This window comes from Magnetospirillum sp. XM-1 (assembly GCF_001511835.1).
Taxonomy (GTDB): domain Bacteria; phylum Pseudomonadota; class Alphaproteobacteria; order Rhodospirillales; family Magnetospirillaceae; genus Phaeospirillum.
In genome coordinates this window covers 894,418-917,005 of record NZ_LN997848.1, presented here as the reverse complement: position 1 = coordinate 917,005, position 22,588 = coordinate 894,418, and the positions used below count along the sequence as shown (strand labels likewise).

The 22,588-nt window shown below is 63.0% G+C and carries 21 protein-coding genes; all 21 read right to left on the bottom strand.

The genetic code is table 11. From position 1 onward, the window contains the following. Nucleotides 1-7: 7 nt before the first annotated feature. The 21 genes from XM1_RS04420 to XM1_RS04320 all read right to left on the bottom strand — a co-directional run bounded on the left by XM1_RS04420 (nucleotide 8) and on the right by XM1_RS04320 (nucleotide 22,519). Entirely contained in the window at nucleotides 8-685 is a 678-nt protein-coding gene (locus XM1_RS04420) for a cytidylyltransferase domain-containing protein (RefSeq protein WP_068430343.1), read from the bottom strand. A 90-nt stretch (nucleotides 686-775) separates the two neighbouring features. Next, nucleotides 776-1,492 (bottom strand): cytidylyltransferase domain-containing protein, encoded by a 717-nt coding sequence (locus XM1_RS04415; protein WP_068430340.1) that lies wholly within the window; start codon nucleotides 1,490-1,492, stop codon nucleotides 776-778. Continuing rightward, nucleotides 1,492-3,498, bottom strand: a complete 2,007-nt coding sequence (locus tag XM1_RS04410) for a hypothetical protein (RefSeq protein WP_156428644.1) — start codon at nucleotides 3,496-3,498, stop codon at nucleotides 1,492-1,494. Before XM1_RS04410 ends, XM1_RS04415 begins: the two co-directional genes overlap by 1 nt. A gap of 50 nt (nucleotides 3,499-3,548) precedes the next feature. Continuing rightward, nucleotides 3,549-5,435: a radical SAM protein gene (locus XM1_RS04405; protein ID WP_068430331.1), complete on the bottom strand. Its 1,887-nt coding sequence runs from the start codon at nucleotides 5,433-5,435 to the stop codon at nucleotides 3,549-3,551. 103 nt (nucleotides 5,436-5,538) lie between these two features. Continuing rightward, complete coding sequence (locus tag XM1_RS04400) at nucleotides 5,539-6,588, bottom strand: nucleotidyltransferase family protein (protein WP_068430329.1); 1,050 nt, start codon at nucleotides 6,586-6,588, stop codon at nucleotides 5,539-5,541. Next, the gene (locus XM1_RS04395) at nucleotides 6,585-7,481 is read right to left on the bottom strand and encodes an NAD(P)-dependent oxidoreductase (RefSeq protein ID WP_082700372.1); all 897 of its coding nucleotides are present in this window, start codon (nucleotides 7,479-7,481) and stop codon (nucleotides 6,585-6,587) included. The genes XM1_RS04400 and XM1_RS04395 overlap by 4 nt, the downstream gene beginning before the upstream one ends. Then, nucleotides 7,478-8,518 carry an ATP-grasp domain-containing protein gene (locus tag XM1_RS04390; RefSeq protein WP_172821885.1) on the bottom strand — a complete coding sequence of 347 codons (1,041 nt, stop codon included), beginning with the start codon at nucleotides 8,516-8,518 and terminating at the stop codon, nucleotides 7,478-7,480. Before XM1_RS04390 ends, XM1_RS04395 begins: the two co-directional genes overlap by 4 nt. Beyond that, nucleotides 8,515-9,159, bottom strand: a complete 645-nt coding sequence (locus XM1_RS04385; RefSeq protein WP_068430319.1) for a PHP domain-containing protein — start codon at nucleotides 9,157-9,159, stop codon at nucleotides 8,515-8,517. The genes XM1_RS04390 and XM1_RS04385 overlap by 4 nt, the downstream gene beginning before the upstream one ends. Nucleotides 9,160-9,231: 72 nt before the next feature. Continuing rightward, nucleotides 9,232-10,389, bottom strand: a complete 1,158-nt coding sequence (locus XM1_RS04380) for a class I SAM-dependent methyltransferase (protein ID WP_068430316.1) — start codon at nucleotides 10,387-10,389, stop codon at nucleotides 9,232-9,234. Beyond that, a complete protein-coding gene (neuB, locus tag XM1_RS04375) occupies nucleotides 10,386-11,438 on the bottom strand; it encodes an N-acetylneuraminate synthase (protein ID WP_068430313.1) in 1,053 nt (350 codons plus the stop codon). Before neuB ends, XM1_RS04380 begins: the two co-directional genes overlap by 4 nt. Beyond that, nucleotides 11,435-12,610: a UDP-N-acetylglucosamine 2-epimerase gene (gene neuC, locus XM1_RS04370; protein ID WP_068430310.1), complete on the bottom strand. Its 1,176-nt coding sequence runs from the start codon at nucleotides 12,608-12,610 to the stop codon at nucleotides 11,435-11,437. The genes neuB and neuC overlap by 4 nt, the downstream gene beginning before the upstream one ends. Then, nucleotides 12,607-13,749, bottom strand: coding sequence for a DegT/DnrJ/EryC1/StrS family aminotransferase (locus tag XM1_RS04365; RefSeq protein WP_068430307.1), 1,143 nt, complete (start codon nucleotides 13,747-13,749; stop codon nucleotides 12,607-12,609). Before XM1_RS04365 ends, neuC begins: the two co-directional genes overlap by 4 nt. Nucleotides 13,750-13,766: 17 nt before the next feature. Continuing rightward, entirely contained in the window at nucleotides 13,767-14,777 is a 1,011-nt protein-coding gene (locus XM1_RS04360; protein ID WP_068430304.1) for an NAD-dependent 4,6-dehydratase LegB, read from the bottom strand. A gap of 12 nt (nucleotides 14,778-14,789) precedes the next feature. Continuing rightward, a complete protein-coding gene (locus XM1_RS04355) occupies nucleotides 14,790-15,269 on the bottom strand; it encodes a WbuC family cupin fold metalloprotein (RefSeq protein ID WP_068430301.1) in 480 nt (159 codons plus the stop codon). 54 nt (nucleotides 15,270-15,323) lie between these two features. Beyond that, entirely contained in the window at nucleotides 15,324-15,908 is a 585-nt protein-coding gene (locus tag XM1_RS04350; RefSeq protein ID WP_068430298.1) for a thiamine pyrophosphate-dependent enzyme, read from the bottom strand. Then, complete coding sequence (locus tag XM1_RS04345; protein WP_068430295.1) at nucleotides 15,908-16,390, bottom strand: thiamine pyrophosphate-binding protein; 483 nt, start codon at nucleotides 16,388-16,390, stop codon at nucleotides 15,908-15,910. Before XM1_RS04345 ends, XM1_RS04350 begins: the two co-directional genes overlap by 1 nt. A 118-nt stretch (nucleotides 16,391-16,508) precedes the next feature. Then, the gene (locus XM1_RS04340; RefSeq protein ID WP_068430292.1) at nucleotides 16,509-17,996 is read right to left on the bottom strand and encodes a sulfotransferase; all 1,488 of its coding nucleotides are present in this window, start codon (nucleotides 17,994-17,996) and stop codon (nucleotides 16,509-16,511) included. 133 nt (nucleotides 17,997-18,129) lie between these two features. Continuing rightward, the gene (locus XM1_RS04335) at nucleotides 18,130-19,329 is read right to left on the bottom strand and encodes a TIGR04372 family glycosyltransferase (protein ID WP_068430289.1); all 1,200 of its coding nucleotides are present in this window, start codon (nucleotides 19,327-19,329) and stop codon (nucleotides 18,130-18,132) included. A 48-nt stretch (nucleotides 19,330-19,377) separates the two neighbouring features. Then, nucleotides 19,378-20,487 (bottom strand): DegT/DnrJ/EryC1/StrS aminotransferase family protein, encoded by a 1,110-nt coding sequence (locus tag XM1_RS04330; RefSeq protein ID WP_068430286.1) that lies wholly within the window; start codon nucleotides 20,485-20,487, stop codon nucleotides 19,378-19,380. Between the two features lie 261 nt (nucleotides 20,488-20,748). Next, nucleotides 20,749-21,444: a bifunctional 2-polyprenyl-6-hydroxyphenol methylase/3-demethylubiquinol 3-O-methyltransferase UbiG gene (locus XM1_RS04325; protein ID WP_068430283.1), complete on the bottom strand. Its 696-nt coding sequence runs from the start codon at nucleotides 21,442-21,444 to the stop codon at nucleotides 20,749-20,751. Nucleotides 21,445-21,454: 10 nt separating this feature from the next. Continuing rightward, nucleotides 21,455-22,519, bottom strand: coding sequence for a radical SAM/SPASM domain-containing protein (locus tag XM1_RS04320; protein ID WP_068430280.1), 1,065 nt, complete (start codon nucleotides 22,517-22,519; stop codon nucleotides 21,455-21,457). Nucleotides 22,520-22,588: the final 69 nt, after the last annotated feature.

The window sequence follows — 22,588 nt, the reverse complement described above, 5'->3', positions numbered from 1 at the left end:
GATCGGCTCATCCAAAGCGGCGGGTCATCAAGAGATCGATGACCACCAGGTCGATTTCGTCGTCGATGTCGAAAGCGGCGCTGGCGGTCATTTCGTAAAGGGCGATACGCCCGCCCAGGCGGTTATCGAACCGCTCCAGCACCCAGGGCTTGAACACGTAGATGGAGCCGTTCTCCACGAACTGGGCTTCCAGGTCCTGGCGACGCGGGCGGTGGGCGGGGTCGTAGTTGATGGCTTCGGGACCCTGGGCTCCCTGGCGCCAGAGAAAGCGATGGGAGCGCGACACCGACAGCAGGGAATCAGCCTCCTCGCGGTTCAGGGTCGCTACCGCGCCATCGATATCGCCCTTGGCCCGCAGCGGCGCGGTGGCCTGCAAGAAGACCACCAGATCGAATTCCCCGGCCGCGCGCATCACCGGCAAGGCGTGGTGGATCACCGCTTCGGAACTGACCGTGTCGCCGGAAATGTCCTCGGGCCGGTGGATGACGTGGGCGCCGGCGGCCTCGGACACGTCGCGGATTTCCGCGTCATCCGTGCTGACATAGACTCGGTCAACCGAGCTTGACGCCAAGGCTTGGCGGATGGTGTGGACCACCAGCGGCGCGCCGCCCACCTCGCGCAGGTTCTTGCGCAGGATGCCCTTGGAGCCGCCCCGGGCGGGAATGATGGCGACGGCCCGGCTCATAGCGAGAATCCGTCGTCATCGACGATGTCGTCCTTGATCTCTTTGGACGCGCGGAAGAACCGAATATCGTACATGGTGAAACCGTCCTGTTTAGTCGGTTTTCGCCTCCAGGCGATCGCTCATCAGCAATTCGGCCAGACGAAAATCCAGAAGACTATCGATATCGACCGAACGCTCCGTGGGCATGACATAGCCCAAGGTAACGCCCGCTTTCCAGAAATTCCGCTCGCGCCGCAGCCAGCCGGTCTCGGCGACGTAGACGGCGCCGTTGGGTGCCCAGGCCTCGGGAAGGTCCTGACGGCGACGACCCTCATCGTCTCGAGGTATCAGCGGCCGGGTGGTGCCGTCGGAATCCATGAGAAACATCCAGTAGGGATTCTTGCCCGGCTCGCACAAGGTAGCCGCCGCCGGAGCGGCGCGCTCCAGGCAAAGGCGGATACAGCCGTCGATATCGGCGGCGATGCGCAGCGGCGAGGTGGCCTGCAGCAGAACCACGTGGCTGGGCTCTTCCTCCAAGTTATCGAGGGCGTGGAAGATCGCGTCGTAAATATCGGCCGTGTCCGACGCCAGTTCCACCGGCCGCAGGAACGGTACTTCGGCTCCAGCGGCCCGCGCGGCCTCGGCGATGGCGGGATCGTCGGTGCTGACCACCACGCGATCGACCAGGGAGGCTCCCATCGCAGCCTCCACCGACCAGGCGATAACGGGACGCCCTGCCAGTTGCCGGATATTCTTGCCGGGCAACCCCTTAGAGCCGCCACGGGCACAGATCAGGGCAAGGATACGGCCAGATCCGGTCGCGGACATCAATGTCTCTCCACTGCCGTCTGCCGATAGTGCTTCCACTCCACGTCCCACAGGCCGCCGGTAGCCGCGTTCGGCCGCCGGACCCGACTTTCACCTTCCGCCTCGGCATAACGCTCGACGGCCAGGTCCAGGGCCTTGTCGTGGCCGTGCTCGGCCCTCAGGCGCATATAGTCACCGATCAGTTTGCCCGCCCGCGCCGGCCCCATGCCGTCACAAAACCCATCGATCCAGGAGCGCCACACGCCCACATCGCCGATACTGGAATCACCGGCGGCCACTCGTTCGACCGCCTGGCAAAAAGATTCGACCGTCGTGTGGACGAGACCGGCGGCGATACCGGACTCTCGCAATGGGCAATGCACCAGTCCGGTCAAGTCCAACTGGACCAAGGGACGGCCGCGGAGGCTTGCAAGAACCGCTGCGGTATTGATGGGATAGCCGATGACCAGGTCGGCGGCGAGACCGACCACTCCCACCTTTTCTTTCGGCTCCGTGATCAAGCAGCGCCCTTGATCCACCAGCGCATCCAGACGCCTGCCAAGGGCGGCTCCGTATCGACCGGGCTGCGACTTCTTCGGCTTGATTATCAGAGCCCAGTCTTCGTGCCGCTCGACCATGTCGACCGCCGCTTCGATGAAGCGCAGCACGTGATCTTCGGAGTTATAGGCCAGCGGGTGATGAGAGGTATCGAACCCGGCGATGACAAAGCGTGTTGTCGGCGACAGACGGGCGCGCAAGGTATCCGCCCTGGCTGCATCACCAACGGCGACACTATCCGAGCCTACCGGCCCCACCTCGACGATCGCCTTAAAATTGGTCCCCGCCGCGGGAAAGTAATCCCGGTCATAGGGACCCCAGGCGGGGATCAGATCGGCGCTGGCCCAGAAGTGCCGGGCGATCAGAAACGGCAATACGGACCACAATCCCCAGACCACGATGGCATTGGCCTGATTGGCGGCCAGACGCAGGGTCACGGCCTCGGGGCCGAAATCAGCGTAGTGGTGAATGGCCGCAACATTGTGGCGGCGCATGAGATCGCCATAGGCCCGGAAGGCCACCCCGTTCGATACGGCCAACACCCAATGCATCCAGCCCACCACGTCCGGTCGGCGTGGCAACAGGCCGCTCGCCCGGCCGAACGCCTCGGCGATGGCCCGCTTTGGATCGGTAAGATGGGCAAGGATGCTGGCGCCATCGATCCACCCCCACCCCTTGTCGGCCACCTTGCGCCGCAGTGGCTCATCGGCCACTGCGTCGGAACGGTCGCAATACAGCACAACCTGGGCCGGAGCCAGCCCGCTGGTCGGCTCCCAGTACAAGTGGCCGCCATCGGGATGACTGTTGATACTGGGCCAGGAGGCCTGCTCCAGAATGATACCGTTTTCGCGGGCACGCGGGTCCACGGCACAGGTCTCGTTGCGGTGGCCGGCCAAGAGACGGAGCCAGTGGCGGGGATGGCCCGGGAGAAAACGCAGGCACTCGATCATGCCCGAAAGCGCCGGAAGGGCACGCACCCGGAAATCCGGTGATGCCCGCTTGTTCATCTGGCTCGCCGTGAATCGTCCGACGACGGGAAAGGCGACGTGGCAAATGGCCTTTACCCCGGCGCGCCCTTCCAGACTGGCGGCAACGCCGGAGACAAAAGCAACGGCGTGTCGGTTGAAGGTGATGAAATACGCCCCCAGGATCCGGCGGAAGTCCTTCGTCTGGCACCATGTGGGCGATGTCGGGCAGGACTCGGCGAAGGCCGCCGAAATCTCCAGCAGCCCGCGTTCCTGACTGTAGACCAACGCCTGCCCTTCCTGGACCGGGCCCGCGAATTGCACCGAACGCTGGGCACGCGCCACAGACAGACCGGTCAGCCGCTCGATCATCCGCGCCAGTTCTTCGGCTGAAGAACTCCACTCCGGCGAGATGAACACCTTGTCACGGACTCCGTATCGCAACAATCCAAACAGAAGGTGTCCAACGCCCATGCGTTCGAACCAAATCTCTAGGACGCTCACCAGGACACCTCGCGACAACCAGTCATATACACTCTCACCCCTCCAGGCCTTCACCGGCCCCGGCGAAGAACTTCCATTTCATCCTGATCGCTGGAAATCGAACCGATGTCTTCCCTGACGATCCTGCGGAGGGATTTGTAGGTGAAATGACCGCCCCGCCAGTTCCTGCGCAACAACCACCGCAGGGTTTCGGCAATCTGCCGCCCGGCGCAACCAACCCCCACACGCCTGGCGTTTTTAGCCAAGACCATCAGGGGGATCAGACGACGCAAACGATGGAACAGAATCGGATAGCAGATCATCGCCAAGCCGAGATTGCCCTGCCGTAACAACGCCCACAATGAGGGAAGGGCGTTCTGATCATCCACTTCCATGGCGTCGCGGGAACCATGCATGGAATCCACCGTCATGGACGTATCGACCAGACGCTTGGGGTTGGCGAAATAGCCGTCGTCATTCCGCTTTTTCCTGAAATAATTGGCGTCGTTCAGCAGCACCTTGTGGTAGTGCCCCAGCCCGAACTTGACGACATAGGCGTAATTGACCTCCACCGTCATCCGCGGCCGCCAGCTTTGACAGATCAGCGACGGAAAATCCGTCAGATTGAGTGTGGTCACCTCGTCGTGGGCATCGTGATCGGAAATGGAGAGGAGATATCTCTCCTCTCCATCGAGATCGAGAGGGATATGGCCGCACGAACGCGCGAATTCGTACAGGGGGGTCCCGGGAAGGGCCTGGGCGTAGTTGATGGAGAGATCGTTGGGGTTCTGTTCCGGTCGAAGGGTCTGGCCGTATTTGCAGAACTCGATGGTCTCCCGCACCGTCTCGGGAGTCTCGCCGGGCATGCCGAGGACGATCTGGATGGGGGCCTGGATTCCCGCCTCGATGGTCCAGCGGATGGCGTTGCGGTTGTCCTCGATGGTGGTTTTCTTCTCCATCACCTCCAGCATGCGCGGGCTGCCGGTTTCCATCCCATAGGCGATGAAGCGGCAACCGGCGTCTTGCATCATGGCGATGATTTCGGGGGACACGCAGTTGACCCGCATGCCACCCACCCGCCACAGCAGGTCCAGCGGCTTCAGCCGGGCGCACAATTCGGTCAGCCAACGCTTGTCGGTGCCGAAATTCTCGTCGCCGAACGAAATGAAGCCCACATCGTGGTCGCGCACCAGGGTCTCGATCTGGTGCATGATGCGGTCGATGGGAATATAACGGATCCCCTTGTCGAAACGATGACAGAAGGTGCAACGGGCGACACATCCCTTGGCTCCGGGAATGATGGCCAGCTTTTTGTCGCGACGGTGCGGCTGCCATGCCATCTGGTCGAACTTGAATTCCGATGACTGGCACTCACCGTCGATGAACAGAGGATTGATATAGGTCTCGACGTCATCGCAGGCCGCCACCAGATCGGCGATGTCATAGTCGTAGATCTCGTCACGGCTGAGCGGGGCTTCGAAGCCGGTCGTCCGCAACCGGCCATCGCCGTCGAGCAGGGCGAGACCGGGAATGTCGAGGAAGTCGGCCGGACGACGCGTGGTCTCGGCGCGACGCAGCACGTTCACGAAGACCCGCTCGCCCTCGCCGATACAGCACAGATCCGCCCCCGCCTTCCGCAGAAGGATTTCCGCCGACGCCGCCAGGTTGCCGCCGACCACCACCAGGGTGTCGGGAAACAGGCGCTTGATGTCGCCGCACAGGCGTTTGGCATAGGCGTAGGCGGTGGAGACAACCGCGCTGATCCCCACCACATCCGGCCGCACTTTTTCCAAGTGCTCCAGCACCGCGCCGTAATCCGGGCGATTGCCGTCGATATGGTAGAACTGGGCGGAGGGAAACCCGTTCTTGCGGGCTGCCTTCAACAGGGACAACGCGCCAATGGGCGGGAAATTCGTCGGCCGGACGCGAATCGGAGTGGTAAGAAGAAGAATGTTCATGACGTGACCTTGTCAGCAACGACACGACGGAGGGGCTTGTTCCGTCGCCAGACGGCTCTGGGGGGCGAACTCGGGCCTATCCCGTCCACATCCGGCGCATTCCTCAACGGAACACATCGTGGAAATCCAGGTTGGCCCGATCGAAATCGTCCAATCGGCCGATATCGAGCCAGTATTCCCGTATGGGAAACACGGCGCAGTCCCGACCGCCATCCATCAGGGTCTGATAGATTTGCGGCATATTGTGCGGCTGTCCGGGCTTGACCAGATCCAGCACCTCTGGATTGAGGACATAGATACCGGCATTGACGAAATTACGCACCACCGGCTTTTCCTCAATGCCCTTGAGACGGGTCCCCTCCACCTCGACGACCCCATAGGGTACCTCGAAATGGTATTCCCGCACGGCCATGGTGGCTGCCACCCGGTGTTCCCGGTGGAAGGCCAGCAACTGCTTGAAGTCAACGGTGGTCAAGATATCGCCATTCATGACGATCAGCGGCTCCGAGGGCGTGCCGGGCAACAGGCCCAGAGCCCCGGCGGTCCCCAACTGCCGATCCTCGCGAAGGTAACGGATGGAAACCCCGAGGGCCGAACCGTCGCCAAAATGGCTTTCGACCTGTTCGGCCCGGTAATTCACCGAGATGAAGAAGTTCCTGAAGCCCGCCTCGATGAAGTTCTTGAGAATAGTCTCCAGGATGGGGCGCGGTCCCACGGGCAGCAACGGCTTGGGAACATCCTGAGTCAGCGGACGCAGACGGCGGCCCTCGCCGCCCGCCATCAGCACCACCCAGTTGTCGCGGCCGTCCAGAGCCAGCATCTGCTCCAGCGTCTTCAGGCCGACCACCCGGCCGTCGCCATCGAGCAACGGCATCTGGGAGATTTGCAGGCGGCGCATGGTGGCCAGCAGCACGCTGGCCTCGTCTTCCACCCGACCATGGTGGAACCGGGGGTTCATGACCTCGCTGGAAGGAGAATCCAGCGGGAGTCCACGCAGAAGGCCCCGGCGAATATCCCCGTCGGTGATGGTGCCGAGCAGACGGGATTGCCCGTCGACCACCAGCACGATCTGCATGGCGCCGAGGTCCAGCGCCTTGATCGCGTCGAAGACCGGCGTCGTGGGAGAAACCAGCGTGTCTTGCCAGCGTTTCATGGGAGCCCCCCCTCGGGCAGGCAGGCTTGATGCAACATGAGGCCCAGGCCCTCCTCGAGCCCGACCCGAGGTGTGTAACCCAAAGCGGCAGCCGCACGCGAGCCCTTCAGTCGGAATCGGTCGACAGGTGGCCGCCCGGCCTCGCCCTCCAATTCCCGCACACTCCCCGATCCGGCGACCCGCACACAGGCGCGGGCCAGATCGCCCACGGACACCTGGCCCGGACCGGCCACATTGAAGACTCCCGACGACGGCGCCTCCAGGACCGCGGCCACCGCCCTCGCCACATCAAAGGCATGGACCAGATTGACGCTGTCGGCGGCGGGAGGCGCGACTTCCAGAACATCTCCGGCGCGGGCCCGGGCCAGGAAGTCCGCCACCAGTTTGCCGCCGGGCATGCCCCAGCCATAGACGGCCGTCGGGCGGATAACGGTGCGCAGCAAGCCCTGGGCGGCAAGATGAGCGAGGGCCTGTTCGGCCAGTTGCTTGCTCAGACCATAGAGCCCACCCAGCGGCCGGACGCTCATGGGGGCGTCCTCATCCACCGGCTCCGTGGTTTCGCCATAAACGGAACCGCTGGACAGGAAGATCAGGGGCTTATCCCGCGACGCGGCCCACTGGCCGAGGACCAGGGTGGCACGGAGGTTGACATCCATCAGGGCTGCGGCATCGGCCCCCGGCAAGGCCGCCCCCAGATGGACCACGGCATCCGCATGGGCGAACAGCCCGTCCAACTGGTCGGGATGACGCCACTCGGCCAATTCCGACGGATACCACGCCACGTCTGCTTCCGGGCGGCAACGCGAAGTGGCAGTCACCGCATGGCCGTTTCTGGCCAGCAGCGCAAGCAGATGGCGCCCGATCAGTCCCGACGCGCCGGTGACTCCGATCATGCCCAATCGCGAACCACCCCCCGGGGCAGGGCATGATCGAGATCGGTGGCGGCGACGCCGTCGAGGAAGACCTCCTCCAGATAGCGCAGGGCCAGGCCGGACCCGATCCTGGGCGGTGCCAGGGTTTCCCCCAGCAGGTAGCTGCGCAGCGCGAAGGCCGGCTCGTTGAAGCCGAAATGGGCCCGCACCGCCGTGGTCCCGGAAAAACGCGCGTTCAGCTCGAAGGGGATGGGACCATCGGGACCATCCCGGAGTTGCACGTTGAGCGACCCCAGGCTGGGGACCCGCTCCCCGATGGCCAGCAGCATGGGATGGAGCCAGTGGTAGTCACCCACCTCGACGACCCAGGACGAACCGCCGCGCAAGGTTCGCCGGGCGGTCAGGGGGCCGAGCAGACTGCCGTCGGCGGCCCGGAACACCGCGCAGGTGTATTCATGGGCCAGACCGTCGCCCTCGCTTCCGGCAAAGGCCTGCAGCATCAGGTTAGGCACCTGGGAAAACAGGCGGCGCAGGTCGGCCTCGTCCTTGACGATGTGAACATTGCGGCTCGACGTGCCGGTCCGGCTTTTCAGAACCACCGGATAGCCATTAGTCACCGCCCAGGCGGCCGCCTCGTCCACATGGGCAGGCAAGCAGGCGGCGGCGTGGGGCAACCCGTTGGCTCGCAGGAACTCGGTGGTCAGCCACTTATCGTTGGCCATTTCCACAGTGGACAACGGTGAGGCCATCACCTTGCAGCCTGTGCGCGCCTCGATGGTGTCGCGGTGACGCGCGAAGAACGCCAGATCGAATTCCGAGCCGATCATCACCATGTGGAAACCGCCCTGCGATAATAGGGCGACGAAGCACTCCAGCGCGTCGGCGTCTTCCACCCGTGGAATCAGAGTGGCCTCGTCCGCCAGAAAAAGACCGGCATTAAGAGGGGCGATGTCACCCGACACCACCGTCACCGGCAGTCCCGAAATTCGCAGGGCCTTGATGATACCCTGGCCGACTCCGCTGCCGCCGCCGGTCACCAATACACGGATGTTTTTCACTGGACTTCCCTTTGCAACAAGCGGCCGATCAGCCCCACTTCGTCGGGAGTATGGGCGTTGGATCCCAGGGATAGGGGCGCTCCCGCCTTACGGCAAGCTTCGATCAGCGCCCAAGGGTCGGGGTGGTAACGGGCATTGACCTCGAACGCCACCCCGGTGGCCGCCGCCTTGTCCACCAGGGCCTGAAACAGCTCCCACGGCGGTGATGTCTTGAAGCGGGCGATACTCATACCGAAGGGATGGCCGAGGATGTCCACCGCCGGATTGTCCATGGCCGCCAGGGAAAGCCGGAACTCGATATCGACCGCCTGCTCCGGGCTGTAATTGCCGGTGGTGCCGGTGGTGATGCCGCTTTCGCCTGGAAAGCGGTGGACGCTGGCCATCACCAGATCGCATTCGGCCAGAATAGCCGGCACCGTATCGACGGCCCCGCCGAAATCTTCGATCTTGCACTCCACTCCCACCAGGGCGCGGCAACGCTGATCAGATATGGCCCGCACCTCGGCGGCGAAGCGAGGGAACCAGTCGACGCTGCTCTTGCGGGCGTGCTCGCTGAACAAGATGGTCTTCAGTCCCTCGGCCACGGCGCGGGCATGCATCTCCGCCACCGGGGCGGAGCCATCGGTCCAGGTGGTGTGCATGTGCAGATCCACCGGGGGAATAACGCCGAGCGGAAAACCACCGGTAATTACGTTCAGTGTCCGGGCCATAGCTCAGCCCACCAGAGGCAGCAGCCGTTCGGCCGGCAGGCCGTGAACCTGCTGGGCGAAACGGCGGATGGCCGGCAGGAACGTCACCGCCGAGACATAGATGGCATCGTGGGCGGGATAGGACGGGTCGCCGGAGCCGAGGATCGGCGTGGGACAGGCGGGAAGGAACTGACCCACCTTGCTGTCGTCACCGTCGAAGACCCGAATGGCCGGATGATCTCCCAGCCCAGTCAGGGCGAGAAAGCTGTTGAGGCCGTTGGTGGCACCGTGAAAGGCCACCGTCTCCCCCGCCTGAAGACGGGCGGAAATCTCGCCGCCGGTTCGCAGCAGCAGCGAATCCAGCATCCCGGCAGCGTGGCGCAGCAGGTCCTCCTCCCACAGGTCCCCGGGATGGGCCAGCGGCTCCGGCGGATGCTCCAGCACGGCCACGAAGGCTCCGGCGCGGCGCTCCAGCCCCTGGACCGCCAATCCCGCCGCCTGCGCCGCCCAGCGTGAAGATCGCTCGGTGAAATAGCTGAGATGCTCGTGCATCAGGGCGTTGATATCGCCCTCATTCAGGTTCTGCTCGGTATCGGGATAGGTCATCAACACCAGGCCACCCGGTGCCAGGTGACGCCGCGCCGCCGCCAGGACGGCGACGGGATCGGGAACGTGCTCCAGGCAGTTGAAGCCGATGATGAGGTCGAACCGACGCCCCTGGAGGGCCGGAGCGGGGAAATAGTCGCGAACCACCTCAATCCGTCCGCCATCCTCGCGCACCGCCGGATCGACTATGGTGTAGGTCGGCCCCTCGCCGAAGCGGGCCAGCAGCTTTTCACCCACATAGGTGCTGCCCGCCCCCACTTCGAGGATGGTGCGCGGCGCCCGGCCGGTCCAATTTTCCATGACTGCCGCCACCTTGGAATCGCCCAGGCTGTCGGCCCAGGCGCTGGCGCCCGGCGGCTTGGTCAGAAAGGCGTAGTCATCCCCGGCATAGGATTTCAATACCTCGGCAACCACCTCGGCCTCGGTGGTCTGGCGAATCGGTCCCGGTCCGGTGAAGCCCAGGCGAAAGGGAAAACGGCGTTGTACGCCCGGCTCCTTCCGCACGCCCTGCCACAGCGGCAGATCGGCGATGGACAGGGTCAGGCCGGGGCCCGTGCCAGAAAGAACAGCGCTCATGCCAAATCGCTCCAAGCCAGAAGAGTCCCTTCCGCCACGGCGCGGGTCAGTCGCCGCCCCACCACCATGTCCACCTGCATGGGGGAAATGCCGCCGCCGGGACGCAGGGCGATCAGATCATCCTCGGCCATCACGGCCCCCGCCTCCAGGGCGCGGGCGGCGAACAGGCTGCGGCGAGCCACGGCGCGGGTATCCTCCTCGGCGGCCACCGGACGCTTGCAGCCGTCGCCCAGACCCTTCTCGACCCGACGGATGACGGCCACCAGGGCGCCCAGATCGGCGGGCGACACCGAGGCCAGATGATCGGGACCCGGCAGCGAGCGGTCCAGGGTGAAATGCTTCTCGATGCAGCAGGCGCCAAGCGCCACGGCGGCGATGGCCGCCTCGAACCCCTCGGTATGGTCGGAATAGCCCACCGGCCGGCGGAAGGCCGCCGCCAGGGTGGCCATGGCCCGCAGATTGGCGCTTTCCACCGGGGCCGGATAGGCCGAGGTGCAGTGAAGCAGCATCAGGTCGCGGCAACCGGCCCGCTCCAGGATGTCGACCGCCGCCGCCACCTCCACCAGGGCGCCCATGCCGGTGGACAGGATCACCGGCCGCCCGGTGGCGGCCACCCGGCGCAACAGCAGGGGGTTGGTGATTTCCCCCGATGGCAGCTTGAAGGCGGGAACGTCGAGCCGGTCAAGCACATCGACGCTGTCCAGGTCGAAAGGCGTCGACATGAACAATATTCCGGCCTGGGCGCAGTGGGCAGACAGTTCGGCGAACGCCTCGGGAGCCAGCTGAAATCCGCGGACCATGTCCAGCTGGCTTTGCTCGCCGCCGGTGCTGGCCTTCTGGTAGGCGGCCTTGGGCGCCTGGGCCGACACCACTTTCTCCGCCGTGAAGGTCTGGAACTTCACCGCGTCGGCGCCCGCCTGCGCCGCCATGTCCACCAGCCGGTGAGCCAGGGCCAGATCACCGTTGTGATTGACGCCCGCCTCGGCGATCACGAAACAGGGGCAGCCTGGGCCGACCCGGCGGTTACCGATGGTGAAGGACTGAATCACGGCGTTACTCCCGCCCCGCCGTCTCCGGCAAGGTCGATGAACCCCTTGTGCAGCAACGCGGGGAAATCCTCGATTCCGGCCAGCACCCGAACAATACGCTGCGCCGAGCGGCCGTCGCCATAGGGATTGGTCACGTCCCCGCAATCCATGGCCATGGCCCGGTCCATGGCGGCCCGGATGGCGGCGCTATCGGGCGCGCAGTCGATCACCGAAGCAGCGCGCGGCCGACCGTTCTGGCGGGTCCCGATATTGACGGTGACGACACCCAGCGACGGGATTTCTAGCAGGCCGCTCGACGAATTGCCCACCACCGCATCGCACAGCCGGGCGGTGCTCATATAGAGCTGCGAGCCCAGGGAGGTCCGAAGGATGGCGTTAGGATGCGCCCCAACAAAGGCCTCCAGCGCCACCATCAATTCGCGGCTGTCGTTATCGGCATTGGGGGCCGTCATGATGATTCCCACCTCCTCCCCCAAAGATTCCAGGGCGGCCAGCATTTCGGTCCAGCCACGCCGCCCCTCCTCCGGGTCCAGCGTCACCGGGTGATAGGTCACCAGCACATTGCGGGGCCGCAGGCTGAAATTCAGCCGCGCCTCCACCTCGACCCGCTCCAGAAAGACTGTACGCCGCAGATGGTCGAGGCTGGCGTTGCCGGCCAGGTGAATCCGCCCGGGGGCCTCCCCCATTTGCCGCAGGCGACGCGCGGAATCGGCGATGATGGGAAAATGCAGATGGGCCATCTTGGTGATGGCATGGCGAATGGCGTCGTCGAAGGCGCCCTCGGTCACGTCGCCGCCGCCGATATGGGCGATGGGAATCCGCGCCACCACGGCGGCCTGAACCGCCGCCATCAGCTCGAAGCGGTCGCCCCAGACCACCACGATGTCGGGTCTCAGGCGCTCGAAGGCGTCGGCGAAGCCGATGGTGCCAAGGCCCATGGACTTGGCGATGGCCGTGCCGGTATCCCCCGACAGCAGCATCTCCACCTTGGCGGCGATGGCAAAGCCATCGGCCTCGATGACTTTCCAGGTAGAACCGTATTCGGGAGACAGGTGCATGCCGGTGACCACCAGCTGCAACTCAAGATCGGGATGGGCATCGATTTCCTTCAACACCCAGAACAACGGTCCGTATTCGGCCCGTGTCCCGGTAACGACACAGATCCGCTTCATCCCAGCACCTCTTCCACCGCAGCCACCACCGATTCCAGCTCCGCCTCGGTCAGGGCCGTGGAGCAAGGCAGGGTGACGATGCGGTCCCATACGGATTCCGTCACCGTCATGGACGTGCGCAATGCCTCGGCGAAAGCCGGCTGCAGATGCATGGGCCGCCAGAACGGACGGGCGTCAATTCCCCGGTCGCGCAGCCCGGCCCGCAAGGCGGCCATGGATTCCGCCCGCTCCAGCACGAAGCCGGAGAACCAGCATTCGCTCTCCGCCCATTGGGGCTGGGGAAAGGGGCCGACGTCCGGCCGACCGGCGAAGGCGGCGTCATAGGCGGCGCGGATGCGGCGCTTGGCGGCGACGAATTCGTCCAACCGCTCCAGTTGGGCACAGCCCACCGCCGCCTGCAGATTGGTCATGCGATAGTTGAAGCCCACCCGGTCATGCAGGTAGTCGGGACTGACCCGCGCCGTGGTGGTCAGATGGCGCACCAGAGCCAGCAGGTCGGGATCGGTGCCGATGACCGCGCCGCCACCGCCGGCGGTCACCGTCTTGTTGCCGTTGAACGACACCACCGAGAGATCGGCGCCCAACTGGGCAATACGGCGGCCACGATAGCGACAGCCCAGGGCGGCGGCGGCATCGGCCACCACCTTGAGGCCATGGGCCCGGGCGACGGAAACGATGGCGTCCATGTCGGCGGGGCAGCCGAGCACATGCACCGGCAGCACCGCCGCCACCCGCCGGCCGCTGGCCCGGTGGCGCAGGACATCGCCGTCTCGTACCGTCTCGACCTCCAGCACCCGTTGAAGCAGGGCGGGATCCAGGGTCCAGCTTTCCGCCGTCACGTCCAGCAGCCACGGCGTGGCGCCGCAATGGGCAACGGCATTGGCGCTGGCCACGAAAGTGAAGGCCGGCATGATCACCAGATCGTCCCGCTCCACGCCCACGGCGGTCAGGGCGGCGTGCAGGCCGGTGGTCCCGGCCGAGGTGGCCACGGCACGCACCTGCGACCCGGCGGCGACGGCCACCATATCCTCCAGCCGATCGACGAAGGGGCCGACCGAAGACACGAAGGTGCTATCCACGCATTCCTGAAGATAGCGGGCCTCGTTGCCCGTCAGATTGGGAACGCAAAGTGGAATCACGGAAAATCCCCCGATGCTCAGATGGTGTAACGGTCGGCGCGATAGCGGGCCAGATTGGCCGGATCGGAGAACCAGCGCACGGTTTCGGCCAGTCCGCGGCGAAAGCCTTCCAGTCCGCCATGGGCCGGCTGCCAGCCCAGCAGGCGGGCCGCCTTGTCCGTACCGGCGAACAGGCGCTCCACCTCGCTCTTTTCCGGCCGCAGGCGCTGGTCGTCGCAGGTGATGTCCACCTGGGCGCCCATAACCTCGGCGATCAGCCGGGCGGTGTCGCCGATGGAAATCTCGAAGCCCGAGCCGATATTGATCACCTCGCCCAGTACCGCTTCCGGGGCATCCAGCATGGCGATGAAACCCGCGGCCGTATCGGCCACATGGGAGAAATCGCGGGTGGGATGCAGGGCCCCCAATTTGAGCGTCCGGGCTCCGGCCGCGATCTGGGTGATGATGGTGGGGATGACGGCCCGGGCCGACTGGCGGGGTCCGTAAGTGTTGAACGGCCGCAGCACCGTGACCGGCGTGGCGAAAGAGCGGTGATAGGACAACGCCATCTGGTCGGCGCCGATCTTGGTGGCCGAATAGGGGGATTGCCCCTGCAGCGGATGGTCCTCGTCGATGGGCACGTAGCGGGCGGTGCCGTAGACCTCGCTGGTGGAGGTGCACACCACCCGGGAAACCCCCAGATCGCGTGCCGCCTGAACCACGTTCAGCGTCCCGGTGACGTTGGTTTCCACATAGGTGGCGGGCGAGTGATAGGAATAGGGAATGGCGATCAGCGCCGCCAGATGCAAGACTGCGTCGCAGCCCTCCATGGCTTTGCGCACCCCGTGGGGATCGCGGATATCGCCCAGGAAGACGTCGAGCGAATTCCTGACCGCCGGTTCCGCGGCATCCAGCCAGCCCCAGGACCCGAAGGAATTATAAAGGGCGAAGGCGCGCACGTCATAGCCGCGCCGCACCAGTTCTTCGGTCAGATGCGAGCCGATGAAGCCATCGGCCCCGGTAACCAGAATCTTCTTAAGCGGTGGCATTGGACTCATCCGTCAGAACAGGGAAGCCCGATAAGCTTGAAAGGCGCCGGGATCATCGGGCGACCAGGGTGCGAAGTCACCATCCTCGGCGCGGAAGGGACCATTGGTGACTTCGTGGATCACCGCGAATTCCGTCTCCGGGACCAACATGTGCCAGATGGGCGCCGCAACCCGGTAGAGAAACGCACTGTCCCCGCCCGGCGGTTCCATGGGAATGCGATGGGTCACACGACCTTCATCGTCAAATAGCACCACCAGGATACGGCCCTCGATCACATGGAATGATTCGGTCTTGGTCAGGTGGCGGTGAGGCCGGACGAAGCTGTCACGGCAAAAGGCGATGACCATCTCATGCAGCGGGTCCTCCGGCGTGCGATGCAGGCACAGACGCGAGCGGCGCAGCGGGGCGTTCACCGCCTCGGCTTTCAAGGTCTCGAGGATGTCGTGCCCGACCAGCGCGACATCCTCGGTATTATAGATCACGGCGGGCATAGGACTCACTTTTCGTTGGGGCGAGTCGGCTACGACGACACGGAAAGCTCCTTGTCACCGAACGTTGTCGAAGGTACTTGCCAAATTGATCCGCAACCGCTCGAACATCTGTTCCGGCGTCAGCGTCACCCGCCCGATACCATGGGTCTCGTCCTTGGTCACCTTGACCAGCAGGAATGCCGGCCGGGGCGCGCCGCCACACAGGGTGGCGACGGCGCGATCCAGACCCTCCCGGTCCCCGGCCCTCAGCACGGTGGCATAGCCGGCGGCGGCGGCCATAGCCGCAAGGTCGACACGATCACTGATGGAACGCTGGTCGCCTGTGGAGCCGTAGACTTCGTTGTCGAGGACGACATGGGTGAAGTTCGCCGGACGGCGCTCGCCAACCATGGCCAGCAGCCCCATATGCATCAGCACATTACCGTCACCGTCCAGCACCAGCACCTTGGCCTCGGGGCGCCCTTCGGCGACGCCCAGGCCGATGGCCCCGGCCAGACCCATGGACCCGACCATGTAGAAGTTGAGCGGCGTCTCATGAGCGGTGAACAATTCGCGCGATATCATGCCGTTGGCGCCGATGACGGCGTGATCGGCGAAGGCTTCGGCGACGGCCGCGACGGCCTGGGCTCTGGTCATCATCACTTCATCATCCCCGGACGAATGATCAACGCCGCCGGCCGATCAGCCGCCAGGCCGGCGGCGCGGGCGACGTCTTCGGCGAAAGTCTCGGCTTCGGCCACCACATAGGGCAGGCCGAGCGTATCCATAAGCTGCAAGGTCGTGCGCCCCATGATCAGGTGCTCGATGGCATCCTTGCCGTCGTGGCCACGCCACCCCACAACGATCAGGGTCGGCGAGGCATACAGCATGGACAGCGAGGCCAGGGCATTGATGGCTTCGCCGAAACCCGAGTTCTGCATCAGCATGCAGACCTTGCGACCGGCCATGGCCGCCCCGAAGGCGATGCCGCAGGCCAGCGACTCATTGACCGAGACCACATAGTCCACGTCGGGATCGGCTTCCAGAATCTGGAACGTCCCCTTCATGGTCGAATCGGGCACCCCGGTGAAAAAATCGTACCCCAATTGCTTCAACTGGTCGCAAAACACGTTCGATTTCATGTGGTATTTCCAGCAGACGGTGAATGGGTTCCGCGGATGTCGTCGGAGGGCGAAATAGCCTGATGGACGAAATTCCGGCCTTTTAAAACTTCACGTCATCGGCGAATACCGATCTTCATCAAATGGCCTTTTCCGGTGCTTCAATTCGCTGAAAATCGGCCATGACGTTGTCGGGGAGGATCGCCGTACCCTCCAGATTCTGCCTGAAAAAGGTAATGGCGATCAATGCCCGGCGGATGATCAGGACCGGCATCGCGCAGACCGACCCCACGTAGCGCAGGAGGTTGACCGCAACATACACCACCGCTGCCGCCGGCAACAGCGGCCGCAGCACCCAATGGCGCCGAGCAAGTCGCTGGGCCGCCAAGACAAAGCGCTTGTACCATCGCCGACGATGCAGTTCGAGGCCCTGGTTGTACCACTTGTGACGGTAATAAGCGTTGAAGCCATAGTCGATCAGTTCGCGCCGCCCCACGCCCTCATCCCAGGCGGAGCGCAGGAAACCGGACCATGTCGCCGCTGTCAGATACTTGCGCAGCACCTCACGCTCATAACTCATGGGCTTGAACGCAGCGACCATGAAGCGCCAGCGGTCGCGGACGGTTTCAGGGTCGGCAACCGGAACATAGCCATATTTCGCGATATAGCCCTGAAAGACGCCGTCCAGCACGGCACGGTCGACCGAATCGATCTTGTCGATCCACTGGGTGGAAGCGACGCTGGCGTTGGGCTTGTTGGACAGCCTCTTGCCGTAGATCTTGTCGCCCCACCACAGCAGCCCGCCGAACGTGCAGGTCCGCAGAACGGGATCATCTTCGATCCCCAGAAATTGGGCGGTGGACCACATCAGACGGTCGAGATCGAAAACCATGTCCTCATGACGGATCGCCCGCACCGTGGCTAGGTCCAGGCCGCGCAGGCGTTCCAGACTATCCACCATGTAGTTCCAGACGTTGCACAAAAAGAACCGGCGCATATAGACCACGCCGTCGGTGGCATCCAAGCGTTCCTGGTCAAGCCTGACCGTGCTCCAGAACCTTCCCGTGAGGTTGGACCGAGGGTCGCGCACCAGGACCAGACTCAGCATGTCGGGGAAATCCGCCGCCAGCATGGCGATGTATTCGTGCACATGGAGATGGTAGACTAGAACCCGCTTTTTGCTCAGATCCTCGCCGCGGGCAAAGGCATAGGCCCAGTGGACCGCCACCAGGAAGATCCCTGGCTCCATGGGCCTGCCATCGAGCAGATGCAGCAGATAGCGGCGGAACAGTGCCTCGTCGATCTGGATGAACTGATCCTGGTTGGGTCCGAGGGTGGTGAGGCCATCCGACGCGGGGATCCGCCGCGAGTCCAAAAGAGCCGCATGCTTCAAGCAAAGCAGATCCACCGCCGCAGACCAGCTCCAATTCTCGCCCAGATCGCTGCGCCACTGATGCCAGTGGGGATAGAGATACATCAACTGATAGCCGGGGATCATCAGGACCTGGGGATGGCCGTCGAGAAACCCCTGGAACAGCTTGCTGCCGCTGCCGTTGCCGGTGCCGAAACACACCATGCGCACCGCGGGCAATTCGGATAGGCGCGGCCAGGCCGAGGAATTGGTCATTGGGGCCCCGCCGAAGAATCGCGGGATGCCCGGCTGTCGGAACCGATGTCGTTCAGTCCGTAGGCTTGGTATGTGGCCAATTCACCCGGAATCATGTTCGACAATCTCCTCGTGCCGCCCATATCCACGCGGATCACATCAGATCGGCATATTTCAGGGCGAAACGCGGAGCCAACGGAGCGGCGTACTCAATATAGGGATCATCGCCCAGATACGTTCTGGAGAACAGTTCCTGTGCCTCGCGCGCACCAGCCGGCATCCCGCGGCCCTCGATACTGTCCAGGACATCCAGGCACAGGTCGAGAAGCTCATCCTCACTGTTCTCCACCCATTCCAAGCCCGCGGTCACGTAGGTCTCCGAGACGTAAAGACCCCGTTCCCCGCGGACCAGCCGGCTGCCGCTAATCAGCCCCATCTCCCGCAACTCCCGAAAGGAGACGTTCGCCTCCTCGCCCTTCCTGCGCAGAAGTTTCGGAATATACAGCCCGTCGCTCTTCATGGGAAAACCGCCGAATGGGCTCATGTTATGCACGCCGTATGGGACGTCAAACAGGTGGGGTAGATAGTAAATTCCGGAATTTCCGGGCAGCATAAAGCGACAACACGATGAGAGATAAAGATCTAGAAAATCATCATGATACTTCGTCATGTCAATAACCCGCTCATGCTTGTAGTCTAGCTCGACTTCCACATGTACGCCCATCCTGATAACGTGTCCGCCAAGTTCCAGAATATGGTCTATGACTTTGTTAAATCTGTTGATGTCGCTGTTGCGATAGTCGTGATAAGTGTTGTCCCGGTTCGGCTGGACCGCATGGTGAAAACCACGGTCGCGCGCGTGGATGGTGACGAACCAGTCGTCAGGGCCAATGCCGTGACGGGCCAGCATCTCCTTTCCCCGCTCCAATTCGGATCGGTCGAGGCGGACATGGTGGCGCCCCTGGGAATATTCGGGATAGGCATGCCAGCCCGCCCGCTCGATCTGAGTGTCGTAGACGCCTGCGCGCCGGATGGCCGCCGACGTCAGATTGAACAACCGGTTGGCGGTGTGATTGGTAATCAGGTTGACGTGACGCCCAAGCAGCGACGCCAGGTAGTTGTTGGCGGGTGGACCACAGAAAAAGACAAAGACGTCCTTTTTGTCGTACTTCCCGAGACTCTTGCACCGCAGGTGGAAGTCGATATGGATGATGAGGTGTCCGAGGGCCTTGGAGGTCACTTCGAACACATGAAGGCGGAAGAACGGCCTGGACACCGCAATCAGCAGCAGCACCAGCCCCGACAGAAGCGGCTGGAGGAGCCGGCGCAACAGATATGCGAGTTTCCGCGTCATTTCGGCCCACGCCGCGGCAAGCCGACACGCCCCACCGGCACTTCAGCCCTAGACCGCATTCGGCCGCCTGCCGAAAAACTCACCGATCGTGGCGGCGACGTAATGCATCTGTTGATCGTCGACCTTTTCGCTGGCCGGAATGCACAACGACAGGGACAGCATACGGCGAGCATTGGGGAAGGCCGCCTTGCGGTGGGCATGGGCCGGCTGTTCGGGCATCAGGGGCAGATGCTGAACCCGGCTTTCAATACCCCGCTCGGCAAGAAACGCCTGCAGTTCGTCGCGACGGGGCGTCAGAATGGTGTAGGTGTAGAATGCATCGGCACGCAATTCGTCGCGCGGTGGCGTCCCGACGATGCCTGCCAGCGCACGGTCGTAAAACGATGCGACAGCGTTGCGGCGGGCCAAGACCGAGTCAATGCGGTCCAGACGGACCATCAGCATAGCCGCCTGGACGGTATCGAGGCGGCCGTTATGGCTGACCTGGATGCAGGTGCCGGCTTCGCCAAGTCCGTTGTAGCGCAGAGCGCGCAGATGCTTGGCCACATTCTCGTCATCGGTAAGGACAGCACCAGCCTCGCCCAGGGAGGCCAGGGTCTTCATGCAATTCATGCTGAAGCAGCCGACTCGCCCAAAGGTACCGACAGAGCGCCCCCGGAAGGTGGCACCGAAGGCCTGGGCGCAATCCTCGATAACGTCCAGCCCGTGGCGATTGGCAATAGCCATGATGGCATCCATGTCGCATGCCCGACCAGCCCAGTGCACGGGAATGATGGCGCGGGTGCGCGGAGTAATCAGTGCTTCGATGCTGGACGGGTCGAGACAGAGATCCTCGCCGATATCAGCGAACACCGGCTCCAAGCCATTGATGGCAATCGCGTTGGCCGTAGCGATGAACGACAGGGGCGTGGTGATGATTTCATCGCCGGAAGCATATCCCATGGCGCGAATAGCCAGCACCAGCGCGTCGGTGCCGGAATTGACCCCGACCGCATGGCCGCGACCGATGCGCGAGGCCAGCCTGGCTTCAAATTGAGCCACCTCGGGACCAAGGACGATACGGCCATGCTGGAGTACCGTATCGACGGCGGCCAGCAGGTCCTGACGCTCGGCCTGATCGGCGACACGCAGGTCGAGGAATGGAACGGTGATAGACATACTTTCTCCCCAGGGCGATCACTCGAACGCGACAATGCCGAAATCGCCGTCATGGCCCGCCAAGCCGTGGAACCATCGCCACTCTTCCAGAGTACGGAAATTTTGGCAGATTAGTTATCCGTAAGGTAGATTGGTCTTCTCGTTTTCATTGGGCTAATATTCGGCACATAGGCTGGAATATCCAGGCAACCCATACCGTGTTTAGGGGCGCGTGTACGTAGCCGGGGACGGCTGCGGAACAACGGTGGCCTTGGACGTAGTTCAGCGGATGGCTCTGGCTTTCTTTCCTGCGCACAAAACAATAAGATAATGCGCCATGGGAGAATAGCCGGTATGCAGTGTCTCGTCGTTCATACCGAACAAAAATACATTTTCAAAATAGCGAGACATTGTAGCCACAAGAGCCCCGCTGTCCTTAAGGTTGATATGGCCCATACGCGACGATTCGGATGCGTACTTTTCAGCGGTGATGTTCGGCACACCGATGATCGCCACGCCGTCATCCTTGAGATTGTTGACCAAATTATCCAGATAGACGCTTTCCAATTCCGGCCGGACATGCTCGAAAACGTCCATGGAATAGGCTGCGTCAAACTTCTGCTCGGCCACATAGGATGACGCAAAGTCCACCGTCAGAAAGTCCACGTTTTTCAGAAAGCGGAGGCGGCGGCGGCAACCTTCGATCAGTCGCGGCTCCATGTCGATGGCCGTAACATGACCAACGGTATCGGCAACCACAGGCAAGGCGAACCCTTCGCCGCATCCGATCTCCAGAACACGCTCCTTGCCGGCCAACATCTTGGAGCAGAATTTGTATCTGGCGAGGACAAAGCCGAGGCGCTTGGGGTCTTCCACGATATTGCTGGAAAAGCGTGGCCCCATTTCGACGATGGTAGAATCAAAAAGCTCGTCGATATGACGCTCCAACTCTTCGGACACGTACAGCCCCTTGCTCATACCAACTCCCTCAGACAAAGTTTCGGTGGTCATCTGCCAGATTTATGTAGTCGAGCAATGCCAGGTTCTTGAGATGAGCGACACAATGATGGTTGCAATGGACCGATGGGTTGAGCGCGAACATCCGCTCGCGGTTCTCGTCCGAGAACCAGAAGTCCTTGAAGGAACGATCCTTAATCGACCCCAACATGCCGCTTTCGGTATAGGCTTTGTCCTGGCAAGTGTAAACGCAGCTATCTGCACCAATGACTGTCAGGAACGTCAGGAACGGACAAGTATCGTATCCCTTCTCAAAACGTTCGTCTGTCTCGTGGTAATGGTTCACCACCTGGAAGCGGTCATCGCCAAGCATTTTGGCCCGCTCCAACTGGGCCGAGACCGTTGCTGAAATGTCCGCGTGGTAGCGGTTGTTTTCAGCCCCATCATTGGACACGACAGCCGCAGCGACTTTTACGTGGTTGACCCCGACATCCTTCAGCATGGAACAGACGTCGTAGAGATGGGCGGCGTTATCCTTACCAACGATGAAGCTGGTCCCCAGCAGACAGGGCGACCCAAGAGCGACAAAGCGGCGCATGTTGTCGAGCAGCCGGGTGAACGCACCCTCCGGCACTCCCCTGGACTTTGAGTAGCTGGCATCATCCCAGCCATCCAGGGACACCCGGAGCCAAGTACCATGCGTGGCGAAAGCCTCCGCCATCCGCCCAGCCAGATTGGATCCGTTGGTCAGCGCGGCAACCCGCACGCCGCCGGTCGCCAAACGCTCGACCACCTCGGGCAGTGCCTTGTAGATGAGGGGCTCGCCCCCGCCGGAGAAGGTAACCGCCTTGACACCCATCTCAACGATGTCGCCGGCGATTTCCATCAGCTTGGCTTCGGGAATGCGATCGCGCAGATCGATATCGTTGCCAAGTTGCAGATTGTCGACGCGATAGGCGCAGTACCAGCAGTTATGGTTGCAGTGGTTGACCGGCTTGATCCGAATATGGACCGGGGCCACCACCTCCCTGCGGCGAACGGCCTCGATATGAGACTGATACCCCAGGAATTTCAGATTGCTGTAAACAGTGCTCATGAACTGATGCCGGTTCTTGCTGCGAAAGGTGCCGGTCGAGACGACAGCGGGACGTAAGGCAATGATTCG

Bases quoted from the DNA above. Each gene is read 5' to 3' on its own strand.
- XM1_RS04420 (WP_068430343.1), bottom strand. From the start codon at position 685: ATGAGCCGGGCCGTCGCCATCATTCCCGCCCGGGGCGGCTCCAAGGGC.
- XM1_RS04415 (WP_068430340.1), bottom strand. From the start codon at position 1,492: ATGTCCGCGACCGGATCTGGCCGTATCCTTGCCCTGATCTGTGCCCGT.
- XM1_RS04405 (WP_068430331.1), bottom strand. From the start codon at position 5,435: ATGAACATTCTTCTTCTTACCACTCCGATTCGCGTCCGGCCGACGAAT.
- XM1_RS04400 (WP_068430329.1), bottom strand. From the start codon at position 6,588: ATGAAACGCTGGCAAGACACGCTGGTTTCTCCCACGACGCCGGTCTTC.
- XM1_RS04395 (WP_082700372.1), bottom strand. From the start codon at position 7,481: ATGATCGGAGTCACCGGCGCGTCGGGACTGATCGGGCGCCATCTGCTT.
- XM1_RS04385 (WP_068430319.1), bottom strand. From the start codon at position 9,159: ATGCACACCACCTGGACCGATGGCTCCGCCCCGGTGGCGGAGATGCAT.
- XM1_RS04380 (WP_068430316.1), bottom strand. From the start codon at position 10,389: ATGAGCGCTGTTCTTTCTGGCACGGGCCCCGGCCTGACCCTGTCCATC.
- neuC (WP_068430310.1), bottom strand. From the start codon at position 12,610: ATGAAGCGGATCTGTGTCGTTACCGGGACACGGGCCGAATACGGACCG.
- XM1_RS04360 (WP_068430304.1), bottom strand. From the start codon at position 14,777: ATGCCACCGCTTAAGAAGATTCTGGTTACCGGGGCCGATGGCTTCATC.
- XM1_RS04355 (WP_068430301.1), bottom strand. From the start codon at position 15,269: ATGCCCGCCGTGATCTATAATACCGAGGATGTCGCGCTGGTCGGGCAC.
- XM1_RS04350 (WP_068430298.1), bottom strand. From the start codon at position 15,908: ATGATGACCAGAGCCCAGGCCGTCGCGGCCGTCGCCGAAGCCTTCGCC.
- XM1_RS04345 (WP_068430295.1), bottom strand. From the start codon at position 16,390: ATGAAATCGAACGTGTTTTGCGACCAGTTGAAGCAATTGGGGTACGAT.
- XM1_RS04340 (WP_068430292.1), bottom strand. From the start codon at position 17,996: ATGACCAATTCCTCGGCCTGGCCGCGCCTATCCGAATTGCCCGCGGTG.
- XM1_RS04335 (WP_068430289.1), bottom strand. From the start codon at position 19,329: ATGACGCGGAAACTCGCATATCTGTTGCGCCGGCTCCTCCAGCCGCTT.
- XM1_RS04330 (WP_068430286.1), bottom strand. From the start codon at position 20,487: ATGTCTATCACCGTTCCATTCCTCGACCTGCGTGTCGCCGATCAGGCC.
- XM1_RS04325 (WP_068430283.1), bottom strand. From the start codon at position 21,444: ATGAGCAAGGGGCTGTACGTGTCCGAAGAGTTGGAGCGTCATATCGAC.
- XM1_RS04320 (WP_068430280.1), bottom strand. From the start codon at position 22,519: ATGAGCACTGTTTACAGCAATCTGAAATTCCTGGGGTATCAGTCTCAT.